Origin of the sequence: Salipiger bermudensis (genome assembly GCF_020171625.1) — a bacterium.
GTDB classification, from domain to species: domain Bacteria; phylum Pseudomonadota; class Alphaproteobacteria; order Rhodobacterales; family Rhodobacteraceae; genus Salipiger; species Salipiger bermudensis_B.
On the sequence record NZ_JAIUZY010000022.1, the window covers coordinates 1 to 12,204 of the forward strand.

14 protein-coding genes and 1 pseudogene are annotated in these 12,204 nt (G+C 62.4%); 12 read left to right on the forward strand and 3 right to left on the reverse strand.

The features are described 5' to 3' along the window. Window positions 1–183, forward strand: a 183-nt coding sequence (locus LCM15_RS21800) for a hypothetical protein (RefSeq protein ID WP_224859928.1), incomplete at its 5' end; no start/stop codon positions are given. A 211-nt stretch (window positions 184–394) separates the two neighbouring features. On the opposite strand, the gene LCM15_RS21805 is transcribed toward LCM15_RS21800, so the two are convergent. Both LCM15_RS21805 and LCM15_RS21810 read right to left on the reverse strand, forming a co-directional pair. Further along, on the reverse strand, window positions 395–1,213 hold the full coding sequence (locus LCM15_RS21805; protein ID WP_318246078.1) for a GrpB family protein: 819 nt from the start codon (window positions 1,211–1,213) through the stop codon (window positions 395–397). Next, the gene (locus LCM15_RS21810; protein WP_224859930.1) at window positions 1,098–1,364 is read right to left on the reverse strand and encodes a hypothetical protein; all 267 of its coding nucleotides are present in this window, start codon (window positions 1,362–1,364) and stop codon (window positions 1,098–1,100) included. Before LCM15_RS21810 ends, LCM15_RS21805 begins: the two co-directional genes overlap by 116 nt. A 163-nt stretch (window positions 1,365–1,527) precedes the next feature. Here LCM15_RS21810 and LCM15_RS21815 point away from each other — a divergent pair. Beyond that, window positions 1,528–1,705, forward strand: a pseudogene (locus tag LCM15_RS21815) (integrase core domain-containing protein); the annotation flags it as partial. Window positions 1,706–1,820: 115 nt separating this feature from the next. On the opposite strand, the gene LCM15_RS21820 reads toward LCM15_RS21815, so the two are convergent. Next, entirely contained in the window at window positions 1,821–2,717 is an 897-nt protein-coding gene (locus LCM15_RS21820) for a LysR family transcriptional regulator (protein WP_224859931.1), read from the reverse strand. Between the two features lie 187 nt (window positions 2,718–2,904). Here LCM15_RS21820 and LCM15_RS21825 point away from each other — a divergent pair, with 187 nt between their 5' ends. The 10 genes from LCM15_RS21825 (at window position 2,905) to LCM15_RS21870 (ending at window position 12,204) form a co-directional block, all read left to right on the forward strand. Next, window positions 2,905–3,915, forward strand: a complete 1,011-nt coding sequence (locus tag LCM15_RS21825; RefSeq protein WP_224859932.1) for a hydroxyacid dehydrogenase — start codon at window positions 2,905–2,907, stop codon at window positions 3,913–3,915. Then, window positions 3,912–4,598 carry an RraA family protein gene (locus LCM15_RS21830; RefSeq protein ID WP_224859933.1) on the forward strand — a complete coding sequence of 229 codons (687 nt, stop codon included), beginning with the start codon at window positions 3,912–3,914 and terminating at the stop codon, window positions 4,596–4,598. The genes LCM15_RS21825 and LCM15_RS21830 overlap by 4 nt, the downstream gene beginning before the upstream one ends. A 27-nt stretch (window positions 4,599–4,625) precedes the next feature. Continuing rightward, complete coding sequence (locus LCM15_RS21835; protein WP_224859934.1) at window positions 4,626–5,579, forward strand: Bug family tripartite tricarboxylate transporter substrate binding protein; 954 nt, start codon at window positions 4,626–4,628, stop codon at window positions 5,577–5,579. A gap of 95 nt (window positions 5,580–5,674) precedes the next feature. Further along, on the forward strand, window positions 5,675–6,136 hold the full coding sequence (locus LCM15_RS21840; protein ID WP_224859935.1) for a tripartite tricarboxylate transporter TctB family protein: 462 nt from the start codon (window positions 5,675–5,677) through the stop codon (window positions 6,134–6,136). Between the two features lie 3 nt (window positions 6,137–6,139). Continuing rightward, window positions 6,140–7,636: a tripartite tricarboxylate transporter permease gene (locus LCM15_RS21845; RefSeq protein ID WP_224859936.1), complete on the forward strand. Its 1,497-nt coding sequence runs from the start codon at window positions 6,140–6,142 to the stop codon at window positions 7,634–7,636. Continuing rightward, window positions 7,633–8,673 (forward strand): amidohydrolase family protein, encoded by a 1,041-nt coding sequence (locus LCM15_RS21850; protein WP_224859937.1) that lies wholly within the window; start codon window positions 7,633–7,635, stop codon window positions 8,671–8,673. Before LCM15_RS21845 ends, LCM15_RS21850 begins: the two co-directional genes overlap by 4 nt. Continuing rightward, window positions 8,670–9,611, forward strand: a complete 942-nt coding sequence (locus tag LCM15_RS21855; RefSeq protein ID WP_224859938.1) for a tripartite tricarboxylate transporter substrate binding protein — start codon at window positions 8,670–8,672, stop codon at window positions 9,609–9,611. The genes LCM15_RS21850 and LCM15_RS21855 overlap by 4 nt, the downstream gene beginning before the upstream one ends. 126 nt (window positions 9,612–9,737) lie before the next feature. After that, on the forward strand, window positions 9,738–10,661 hold the full coding sequence (locus LCM15_RS21860; RefSeq protein ID WP_224859939.1) for an MBL fold metallo-hydrolase: 924 nt from the start codon (window positions 9,738–9,740) through the stop codon (window positions 10,659–10,661). 57 nt (window positions 10,662–10,718) lie between these two features. Then, a complete protein-coding gene (dctP, locus tag LCM15_RS21865; RefSeq protein ID WP_224859940.1) occupies window positions 10,719–11,687 on the forward strand; it encodes a TRAP transporter substrate-binding protein DctP in 969 nt (322 codons plus the stop codon). A 1-nt stretch (window position 11,688) separates the two neighbouring features. Beyond that, complete coding sequence (locus LCM15_RS21870; protein ID WP_224859941.1) at window positions 11,689–12,204, forward strand: TRAP transporter small permease; 516 nt, start codon at window positions 11,689–11,691, stop codon at window positions 12,202–12,204.

The following is a 12,204-nucleotide window of genomic DNA, read 5'->3' on the forward strand; positions in this document are numbered from 1 at the left end:
CTCACCAGCTTTACCGCCTCAATCTTAAACTCGCGGCTGAACTTCCGTCTCTTCATTTCCACTCTCCAGTTCCTTGGTCACGATCTTATCTTCGTGTCCACGAAACCGGCAGCAGGCCAAGATGGTTTGATCTCGGCGACTTGGACCTGGACGGCGGACCAGAACTATATCCGAGCGGTCTGAAAAACCATCTGCGTCCCAAAGGCAGCTAAGTCCGCACTGCTGACCTTGAAGCCCTGAACGATGCTGCAGGTGCCACGAAGGTCAGGTATGGGGAAGCCGCACTGCGGCGATGTCCACTCTGGCGAACGGCTGCTCAGGGCCCTCAGCGCCCGCGGGCCTGGCGCGCCAAGGCGACGGGCCTGCCGCGCCGCCGCAGGTCTGCTTCGAGCCCTCATTGGCTAGGCAGATTAATGTGTGTTCGCCGATACCAGTCGACTGCCTTCTGCTCCGTCTCGACGATGAAAGGGGATTTGGCGTCCGCATACTCGCGCCGAGAAATATTATTGGCAGCGGCAATCCGCGCCTTTAGATCGGAGTATTGCGCGGCTATCCAAGGATTTTTGCGCAGGTATTCTCGGAAAGCGATGTGGCGTTCGATGTGGACCGAACCCGCTGCGAACACATGCAGGTGATGGGTCCTTCGCCCAGAAATGTCGACCTTTCGGAAATACTGTCGCTCATCGATGCCATACGCGCCCATGGATTCGTATCCCAGATTTAGTAAGGTCGGGATTAGCTGCGGGACGTTCTCGAACGTGGAGACGACGCCGAGCATATCGATGATAGGTTTGGCGAGAATACCGGGAATGGACGTACTTCCAATGTGGTGAATGTCCATTACACCTGTTCCAAGCTCCCGATTGACTGCTTGGACTTCACGCTCGAAAGACAGCGCCCATGTTGGATCATGTGGGACTACAAATTTATGCATATCCCTCCGATATGCGCCTTCATTGATCGTGGCAATGGCCGCTTTGTCCGCTCTGCGGACCTTCGGGGCCCGGACTATGCTGCACGCCGTCAGGAAGGTCCGGTAAGGGGAAGGCGCGCTGCGGCAATAATGATCCTGGCCAATGACCGCAAAGGGCCGATCGCTACTGCCGGAACGGAATGACGTTCGAACCGCCGTTGGCGAAGGCGACCGCACCTTCACTGCGAATGGTGCTAATTGCCTCCTCGAATGCCGCTTGGTCGTCTTCGAAGAGATCATCCCAAACAATGTATGTCCCGTCTTCGGTAACGACTTCCAGAGACCAACCGTCCCCACCTTCGAGTTTGTAGATATCCACCTTGAACGGCACGCCATCCTCGACGACGCGCTGGGAGGCGCAGGAGATGACAAGGTTGGGTTCGCGTTCCATGTGAGCACCTCTTGGATCTTCCGCGGATGATAGAAGCACTGATGACGGAAGCCAATGTCCGCAAAGCGGGATGCTGTCGCAGCATCTGCAGTTACCTGCCGATGGCGGCTCTGGGCCGACCTTGACGTGAGCGGAGCGATTGGCAAACGATGTGACCTGCCCCCTGCGCGACGAGTGCCTGAACGAGTACCTGTTCGCCAACCTGCGCTACGCCCGCGAGTTGATCGCCGACTGGCGCAACGACTACAACCATCACCGCCCCCAGACGAGCCTCGACGGGCTCACCCCGTGGGAGTATCACCAACGGTTAGGAGGACCAAACCCTGAACAGAGCGAACTAAAAAACGCGGACAGCAAGGGGAGCAGGTCAATTCGCACCCTAGCCTTCCAACAACTGGCGCTTTCAAAGGAACTGGGGCCGGGCAGATCGTACGGCGATTGGAAACGTAGACGTGGTCAGGATCGTATAGACCTGTCTACTCCGTAGTCACCGCAAAGGTCAGCGAGGACAGCGTGCAGGAGGGCGATGATTTCAGCACGCGGCGCCGCAGTCCTCTCGACAATGCCAATCTGGCGGGTCACCTGCGGAAAGCCGAAGGCCAGGCGCATGATGTTTAGATCCGCGGGTTCCTGCAGAGCAACATGTGGCACAACCGAAATGCCCAGACCTTGCCGCACGCCTGTAACGATCGATCCGATAGTGTCGATTTCGGCCACGTCATTGGTTACAACACCCAGACGGGACAACTCTGTATCGATCAGGTTCGCCAATGGCACTGCGCTTCGGAAACGGATGTAGGGACGCGTGTTCAACAGTTTGATCGGGTCGCTCGCTTCCATGCCACGCGGCACGATCAGCCAAAGCGGTTCACGAAGGAAGGGGCTCCAGCGCAGGGTGCTGGGAATACCGAGGTGTTCCGCAACGATAGCGGCGTCGAGCCGTCCTCCGGCCACGTCCGCGATCAGCGTTGAGGAAAGGGATACTCGCAAGCTTGGCTTCAGGTCCGGATAGCGCCCGCGCATCTGCACCATGGCGCGTGGCAGCAAGTTCAGCGCACTCGAGCGGACCGATCCCAGCATAAGCGTACCGGCGATCTGGTCGCCGCGCAGACTGGCCTTCGCGTCCTCGGCGCGGCGTAGGATATCCTCCGCCATTTCAATGACCTGGAGGCCGTCAGGTGTGATCCGCGGCGGTCTCTTGGTGCGGTCGAAGATGGTCACGCGCAGTTCCTCCTCGAGCGCGTGAACCTGCTGGCTGACGGCTGAAGGTGTCAGGCCGACAAGGTCTGCCGCCTGCGCGAAGGTGCCATGCGATTGAATGGCCAGAAGGGTCTTGAGTTGCCGTGTGTCCATGAGAGATCCAGTTTTTCTAAATCTAACAACCAAAAATACGCGCTTTTGTGAAGTCATTTTTGGCGATACGGTTTCCAACCAAGGAGGACACCCATAGCCGGTTCGGGAGACCGCTGTGGGCCAATCGAAAAACAGAGACACGAAATGGCGCGCCCCGAGGCTTTGGGACGCTGTGGAGACATGTGTGATGAGCAAGACAATCCTCGTTACGGGGCCTGACCTCGATCCGTCCGCCGCCCAGCTGGTGGCGGACCATGGTTACAAGACGGTGCATACCCCGCCCTATGCTGACAGTGCGGTGATTTCCGAGTACCTTCAGGAGACTGGCGCCGAAGGGATCGTGTCGCGCATGGGGCGTCTTGACGCCGCAGTCATGGACGCGGCGCCGCAGCTCAAGGTAATTTCGAAGCACGGTGTCGGGGTCGACAATATCGACATCCAGGCCGCTGCCGATCGGGGTATTCCAGTGCTGGTCGCGACCGGTGCCAACGCCGTGTCCGTGGCCGAACATGCCATCGCGCTGCTTCTGTCTTGCGCCAAGCGGATCCTACCGCTTGACGCTGGTCTGCGGGACGGGCGCTGGGAAAAGCCGGGCTTTGCGGGACGCGAAATTGCCGGATCTACCATGGGTCTGATGGGCATGGGCGCGATCGCACAGGCCACGGGCCGCATGGCCAAGGGTTTGGGGCTGACCCTCATCGGTTATGATCCGTACGCGCCAGACAGCGCTTTCGAGGAACTCGGCGTCACCCGCTGCGACAGCTTCGAGGAGCTTCTAGCGGAGGCCAATGTGCTGAGCCTGCATTGCCCGCTGACCCCCCAGACGCGGCAGATCCTGAATGCAGAAGCAATCGCCCGGATGCCGGAAGGCGCATTCGTAGTCAACACTGCCCGCGGCGGGCTGATCGACGAGCCGGCACTTCTGGCCGCGATCCAGAGCGGCCATCTGGCGGGCGCGGGCCTCGACACTTTCGCGGCTGAGCCGCCTGAGGCCGACCACCCGTTCTTTGCCGAGCCACGCATCGTGCTGACCCCGCATATCGGGGGCGTCACCCGCCAAGCGGGAGCACGGGTCGGCGTCGATGCCGTGCGCGGGATCTTTCAGATCCTCGACGGGCAGCCCGTCGCTCCCGAACGCATCATCAACCGAAAATTGCTGGCCGCCGCACAGGCTGAGCCGACCAGTATGGAGAAATGACCATGACCACCGGGTTCCGTATCCTCAAACGCGACCGCGTTGCCGCTCCTGAGATCGTTGCCGAATTCGCCAAGCTGCCCGTCGCCAACGTGTCTGACAGCATGTCGCGCATGACAGCCGCCGGATCGCGCCTCCGCCCGATGCACACGTCGGGTGGCATGGCGGGCGTCGCCCTGACTGTCAAGGCGCGCCCCGGCGACAACCTTATGCTCCACGCGGCCATCGATCGGGCCGTGCCCGGCGACGTGATCGTTGTCGATGCTGGTGGCGCGCTGGACAACGCGCTGATGGGCGAGCTGATGCTGGCCTACGCAATCAAGAAAGGTGTTGTCGGCTTTGTCATTGACGGTGCGATTCGTGATTTGGACAATTTCCGCGAAACCAACCTGCCCACGTGGGCGGCGGGTGTCACCCATCGCGGCCCATACAAGGACGGCCCCGGAGAGGTGAACGTGCCCATAGCCATCGACGGCATGGTGTTCCACCCCGGCGACATCGTCATCGGCGATAGCGATGGTGTGCTCTGCGTGCCAATCGACGGGGCCGAGACGATCCTGGAAGCCACTCAGGACAAGTCTGCGAAAGAAATCAAACAAATGGCAGACATCGAGGCCGGCACCAACGACCGGACCTGGGTCGACCGCGCGCTCAAGGAACGCGGCTGCGCCCTGCTCGACGACTGAAACACGCGCATGAAACGGAGGAGTAACATGCTCAACATTTTTAAGAAATCCGCCATCGCAGGCGCGATGATCCTGTCCGCAGGGGCCGCGCTGGCCGAATATCCCGAGAAGCCCATCGAGGTAATCGTCGGGTACTCGGCCGGGGGGGGGACAGATGTCATGGCGCGCACCGCCGCGCCCTTCATCGAGAAATACCTCGGGGACGGCGCAAGCCTTGTTGTAAAGAACATGCCCGGTGCCTCCGGTCAGATCGGCGTGACCGAGGCGGCCAACGCGGACCCTGACGGTTACACGCTCGGCACCTTCAACCTGCCGGGCATGATGGCGCGCACCATCGACCGCGAGGCCGGCTACGACCGCGACAGCTTTACCTACCTCGCAAACGTGGTGAACGATCCCAACGTCATTGTCACCTCCAAGGAAAGCGGTCTCGACACACTGGATAAATTGCTCGAAGAGGCCAAGGCAAACCCACTGGCCGTGACCGTCGGCATGTCGAGCCTCGGCGGCGATGACCATTTCGCGCTGATCAAACTGCAGCAGGCCACCGATACCGAGTATACCATCGTTCCCTTCAAGGGCTCGGCTCCCGCACGGACCGCGCTGCTGGGCGGCCATGTCGCCATGGGTATCCTGAACATCTCGGAAGTGGCCGAATTCCAGGACCAGCTGAACGTGCTGGGCGTCGCCACTAACGAGCGTTCGCAATTCGCCCCCGACCTGCCGACCTTCAAGGAGCAGGGACTGGACCTCGTGAACGGCTCCATGCGCGGCTTTATCGCGCCTGCCGGTCTGCCCGAGGACGTGCAGGCCAAACTGATCGACGCCTTCTCGCAGCTGTCCGATGATCAGGAGTTCCTCGATGCCATGGCCGCGACCGCGAACCCGATCGAAGTGGTGACCGGCGAGGAGTTCAAGCAGCTGACCTCGGATCTCTACGACCTCGCCAACAGCGTGTGGCAGACCACCCCCTGGAACTGAGGCCATGTGCGTGAGGGGGGAGACCTCCCTCACACCGCCCAGTCGTATAGGGCGTCGCCCTTGGACATCTCACCCCTCATACCGAAGGCAATCTCATGCCCGAGAGCCGTAATTCCCGCCTGGCAAGGCCCGAAACCCTGACTGCGGTCGGCATCATCGTGGTCGCTGCCGGGTTCCTTGTTCCGACCTATGATCTGCGCGCGATTTCCGCGCTCTTACCTGCCGCCATGCTGATCGGTCTGATCGTGCTGTCGGTGTTCCTGTTGCTTGCCGATCAGCGCAAGGCCAGCGCTGGCGAAGACGCCGCGCCGATGACCACCTCGCCCAAGCGGGTGATCGGGGCCTTCCTGATGATCGTCAGCTACGCCCTGGCCTGCGATTTCGTCGGCTTCTACATCAGCACCGTCGTGACGATCCCACTGGTCGCGTGGACCTTCGGCTATCGCAGCCCTGTGGGCCTGCTGATCGCGACCGTGATCGTCGTCGGCACGATCTGGGCGATCTTTGATTTCGGGATGTCGCAGGACTTCCCCACCGGCCGACTTTGGGGGCGCTGAACCATGTATTCCGATCTTCTCCATGCCCTGCCGGATGTCTTCGCCTGGACGAATTTTGCCGCTGTCGTGATCGGCGTGATCGCGGGCATCGTCGTAGGCGCCATGCCGGGCCTGTCGGCCACCATGGCGATCTCCGTCCTCGTTCCCTTCACCTTCGGCCTTGAGCCACTTGTCGCGCTCGGCCTGATGGCGGGCATCTATAACGGCGCGATGTATGGCGGCGCCATTCCCGCCGTTCTGCTGCGTATTCCCGGCACGCCTGCCGCCGTTGCCACCACATTCGACGGCTACCCGATGGCGCAGAAGGGCGAGGGCGGGTTCGCCCTGCAGGTCGCGGTCGTGTCCTCGTCGATTGGGGGCATTGCATCGGCCTTCGCGCTGATGCTGCTGGCGCCGCCGCTCTCCAAGGTGACACTGCTGTTCGGCCCGTCCGAGGTGTTCTGGGTTGCGGTCTTCGGCTTGGCCTCGATCATCTTCCTGCTGGGCGGAAACCCGATCAAAGGCCTGATCTCGGCCTGTTTCGGGGTCTTTGTCTCGGTAATCGGCTCTGACCCGATCTATGGCAACGACCGTTTTACCTTTGGCCAGCTCGAAATGCTGGACGGCATCAACATCGTGATCCTGCTGGTCGGGCTATACGCGCTGCCGCCGGTGATCGACTTGCTGGAAACCCCGCTCAAGACCGATGGCGTCAACAGTTCCAAACTGGGGACCGAGCCGATCTGGAAGGCGCTGCCGCGTATGAACTACTGGAAGACCTGGCTGCGTGGTTCCTTTCTTGGCATCTGGATCGGCATTCTGCCCGGCGCCGGTGGCTCCATGGCGGCCTTCATGTCCTACAACGAGGCGCGCCGCACCTCGAAGCATCCTGAAACCTGGGGCGAGGGCGAACCTGAGGGCGTCGCCGCCGCCGAGGTCGCCAACAATGCCGACACTGCATCGGCGCTGATCCCCGCGCTGACACTCGGCATCCCGGGCACCGCTGTGGCTGCGGTCATGTTGGGAGGCCTGCTGGTGCATGGCCTGCAACCGGGGCCGATGCTGTTCCGCGACAACCCGGACATCGTCTTCGGCTTCATGTGGCAGTTCCTGTTCGGCGCGATCCTTCTGGTCCTGCTGGGTGGCTCGCTGGCGACCAATTCCTTCGCCCGCCTGCTGAATCTGCCGCGCCCGCTTCTGGGGTCGGTGATCATCGTGCTCATGCTGATCGGCGTCTATTCGATCCATGGCCGCATGTTTGACGTCTACCTGATGCTCGGCTTCGGCGCGATTGGCTGGGTGATGGACCGGCTCAAGTTTCCGCTTCCCCCCGTGGTTCTGGGCCTGATCCTTGGTGGCTTCGCAGAAGAGAACCTGCGCCTTGCGCTGCGGATTGGACGCGGTGATCCGCTGGTGCTTTTCCAGAACACCACCAGCCTGATCCTTGTGGCGCTGACCGTCGCCGTGGTTGTCGGCCCGACGCTGAAAAAACGTTTCATCGACAGCCGCAAGAAAGCATGATCGCGAGCCCGCATCATAAGGTCCGCGAGGATTGGTTGGCCCTGGGGCAGGAGGAGACTCTTGCCCCAGAGCAGCCGATCTTCGACTGCCATCACCACCTCTGGGACCGGCCCGAGGGGCGTTACCGCGCCAAGGAGCTGATGGCGGATGTTGGCTCGGGCCATGACGTGCGGGCGAGCCTATATGTTCAATGCCGCACCGGATATCGCGATCACGGCCCCGAAAGCCTGCGCCCGGTGGGCGAGGTCGAAACCGTGCTCGACTGGACGCGCGGACAGGATCGGTTTCCGTCGGGCATCATTGCCATGGCGAACATGCAACTGGGCGACGACGTGCGCCCGGTGCTGGACGCGCTGACCGAGGGGGGGCAGGGTCGGGTGATCGGCATCCGCAATACCACCGCCTGGCATCCCGATCCGGCGGTGCGCTCCAATCCCAACCCGCCCCCCGAGGGCTTGTTGCAGACAAGCGCCTTCATCGACGGCGCCCGGGCGCTGGCCGCCCAGGGCCTATCGCTCGATGTCTGGGCCTATCAGACCCAACTGGAAGAGGTCCGCACCTTGGCCGAGGCCGTTCCGGAGCTGACCGTCATCGTCGACCACTGCGGCGGCCCGCTTGGCGTCGGCCCGCATGACCGCTTCGACGCACAGAATTTCTGCGCCTGGCGCGATGCGCTGGCCACTGTTGCCGCGCTGCCCAACACGCGCATCAAGATCGGCGGCTTCGGCCTTGGCGTCTTTGGCTGGCGCTACGCCGACGCGGCGCTGCCGCCGCATTCCGAGACACTGGCCGAGGACTGGCGGCCGTGGGTGGAAACCTGCCTCGAGCTCTTCGGGCCGAACCGCGCCATGTTCGAAAGCAACTTCCCCGTGGACAAGGGACAGTTGAGCTACCGGACGCTCTGGAACGCCTTCAAGCGCCTTGCCGCGCCGCTGAGCCGGGAAGACCGCGATGACCTGTTCTGGCGCAGCGCGGCGCGCGCCTACGGCATCGATGACCAGATTTTCGCACATGACACTGGGAGGATACCGTCATGAAAACACCCCTTACCGCTCTTGCGCTGGTCCTTACGGCCACCGCGGCATTCGCCGAATACCCAGAAAAGCCCGTCGAGATTGTCGTCGGCTATTCCGCCGGCGGCGGCACCGACGTGATGGCGCGTACGGTTGCGCAATTCCTTGAGCAGGAGCTAAGCGATGGCGCATCGGTCGTGGTCAGGAACATGCCTGGCGCGGGCGGCCAGATCGGCTTTACCGAGGTTTCCGAGGCGGCGCCTGACGGCTACACTCTGGGCACTTTCAACCTGCCAGCGGCCCTTGCACTAACCAAAGACCGCGCGGCGGACTACGACGTGGACAGCTTCACCTATCTCGCGAATTTCGTCGAAGATCCAAACACGATCACCGTCGCAGCCACGTCCCGGTTCCAGACGCTGGCCGAGCTTCTGGACGCGGCCGAGGCCGACCCGGGCGCGATCACGCTGGGTCTGTCGAGCCTTGGCGGAAATGATCATTTCGCCGCCAACATGATGCAGGACGCAAGCGGGGCGGAGTTCACTCTGGTGCCGTTCAAGGGCGCATCGAACGCGCGCACCGCGATCATGGGGGGGCATGTGGCCGCCGGAACCATGACGCTGGGCCAGACCTCGAACTTCCCCGACGAACTGCGCGTTCTGGCGGTGCTGGCCAACGAACGCTCGCCCTTCCGCCCGGATGTGCCGACCGCCAAGGAGCTGGGCTATGACGTGCAGATGTCGTCCCTGCGCGGCATCGTCGCACCTGCGGGGCTGGACGAAGCGACGACGGATCAGCTGCGCGCCGCGCTGAGCGCCGTCAACGAAAACCCCGACTTCCAAGCGATGATGGCCGAACAGGGCAACCCGATCGCCTTCATGGTGGGCGATGACTTCGCCGAGACCGCCTCCAACCAGGATGACATCGCTGCCCGGATCTGGGCTGAAACACCCTGGAAGTAAGACCGCTGCAGTAGAGAGACGACTGAGTTTCGGGAGGAGAACGGTATGAGATACGGGACGGGCACCGCACTTGCGGCGGCGCTGCTGCTTGGCGCGCTGCCGGCATCCGCCGAGAGCGATCCTGACATGTCGGCACGCCATGTGGAAGCCGCAGAGGCCGCCGCGGGACAGGAGCTTGCGTATGTGCTGGGCCATTGCAAAAAGATCGGCAAATCCTTCACCATCCCCCATGACAAGGGGCACGAGATGCTGGAGCGACTGGTCGGCAAGGGCGATCTGCGGTCCACCGCGATTTTCGACAACCTGGTCTTCCTTGGCACGTCCTGGACCACGACGTGGGCGATCCCCACATCCGATGGCATCATCCTGATCGATGCGCTCAACAACGAAGATGAGGCCAAGCGCTTTATTGAGGGTGGGCTGCGCGAGATCGGGCTGGATCCGGCTGACATCAAGAAGATCGTCGTGTCCCACGCGCATGGCGACCACTACGGCGGTGCCGCCTACCTCAAGGAGAAGTACGGTGCCGAGATCATCATGTCGGACACCGACTGGCAGGAGCTGGAGAAGGATGAACTTCAGTTCGACGACCCGCTTTGGGGCCGTCCGCCCAAGCGCGACGTCAGTGTTTCTGATGGCGATACGGTGACGCTGGGGGACACGACGATCACCCTGCTGGAAACGCCGGGCCACACGCCCGGAACCCTGTCGACCATCGTTCCGCTGACGGACGATGGCACGGCGCACAAGGCGATCATCTGGGGCGGCAACGGGCTGAACTTCGGGCCGAACGCAGCGCAATTTGTTCAGATGATCGAGTCGCAGCGCCGCCTTGCAGCGATGGCGGGGGAGGAAGGTTTCGACGTGTTCCTGTCGAACCACAAAACCCTCGATGCGACCTACACCAAACTCGACGCCATGGAGGCTGGGTCCGATGGCAATCCCTTTGTCATCGGGACGGGCCAGGTGGAGCGGGCCTTCACAGCGATGAGCCATTGCGTCGCCGCGCAGCTGGCAAGCTTCGACCCCGAGGCCATTCCAACGCACTGAAACAAGATGGACCGGGCTGCAACGTCCGCCCCGACACTTTGAAACTGGAGGAAAATCATGAACATCAAAACCCTCGGCGCCGCTGCGCTGATCGCCGCGTCCGCCACCGTCGCACATGCCGACGACTGGACCGCTTACACCTATTCGTCCGTCTCGACGACATCTGCCGTCAAGGGCATGCAGCGCATCGTCGACCGCGCCGCGGAAGACAGCGACCTGACCATCGACCTGCACCTTGGCAAGACCTTGCAGATCGCGTCCGCAGACATCACGCAGGCCGTGGGTGATGGCATCATCGACATGGCGGCGGATTTCTTCTTCTCGGGCTCGGTGCCGATCGCGCGGGTTCTGAACCTGCCGATGCTGATCGAGAACGACGAGGAATGGGCCAAGGCCTATGCGGCGATGGAACCGACGCTGGTCGAGGCCTTCGCACAGCAGGGCGTCGTGCTGCTGGGCGGCTACCGCTACCCGGAACAGACGATCTTCACTACTTTCGAGATCAGCTCGCTGGCAGACCTCGAAGGACACAAGATCCGCGTGACCTCGCCAGAGCAGGGCAAGTTCGTCGAGATGTTCGGCGGCGCGCCGATCACCCTGTCCGGCTCCGAAGTGCCGACCTCGCTGGAACGCGGCGTGATCGAGGGCGTGCTGACCGCCTCTGCTGGCGGGGCGAAGAACTGGCACGAGTTCCTGCCCTATAACTACCGCTTCGCGGTCAACTACGGCAACTCGATGATCATCGCCAACCAGGACAGCTTCGACGCGCTCTCCGAGGGCACCCAAACCAAACTGCGCGAGATCGTCGCAGAAGAAGGCCCCGCGACCACCGCCGCATTCCTTGAAGACGAGGAAGCGCAGAAGGCCTCGCAATCCGAAGCGGGCATGACGCTGGTCGATGCGGCAGAGGGCGACGCAGAGATGGCGGGCGAGAAGCTGGCGCCGTTCTGGGAGAGCTGGGCCGAGGAGAACGGGCCGGAGTATGTCGAAGCCCTTGCCACCGTGCGCGAAGCCATCGGTAAGTAAGATGCAGACGCAGAGCAGAACGGGGCCGGCATCGGCCGGCCCCATTTTCGACATTGCCGCACGGATCACGGGCGCTGCAACGGGCGCGGTCTTGGTGGCGCTCGTCTCGCTGGTCTGCCTCGAGGCGCTGCTTCGCGGCGGCTTCAACTACTCGCTGGGCTTTGCCGAGGAGCTGACGGGCTACGGCGTCGTCTTCATGACCTTCTTCGGCGCGGCCGTCTCGCTGCGGCGCAATGCGATGTTCCAGGTGCATTTCCTGCTGGATACCTGGCCCGAGCGCACCCGCCGCTGGCTGATCCGCGCCTTCGTGCTGATCTCGCTCGTGGTCTGCGTGATCCTGATATGGAAGACCAAGGATCTGACGCTGTCGTCATTTTCGCGGGGCAAATTTGCCCCGACCGTCCTGCGCACACCGCTGTGGATTCCGCAGATCATCCTGCCGGCGGGCTTCTCCGTTCTGGCGTTTTTCCTGGTCGAGAAGCTGCTGCTGACCTTCCGCAAATCTAAGGAAATCTGA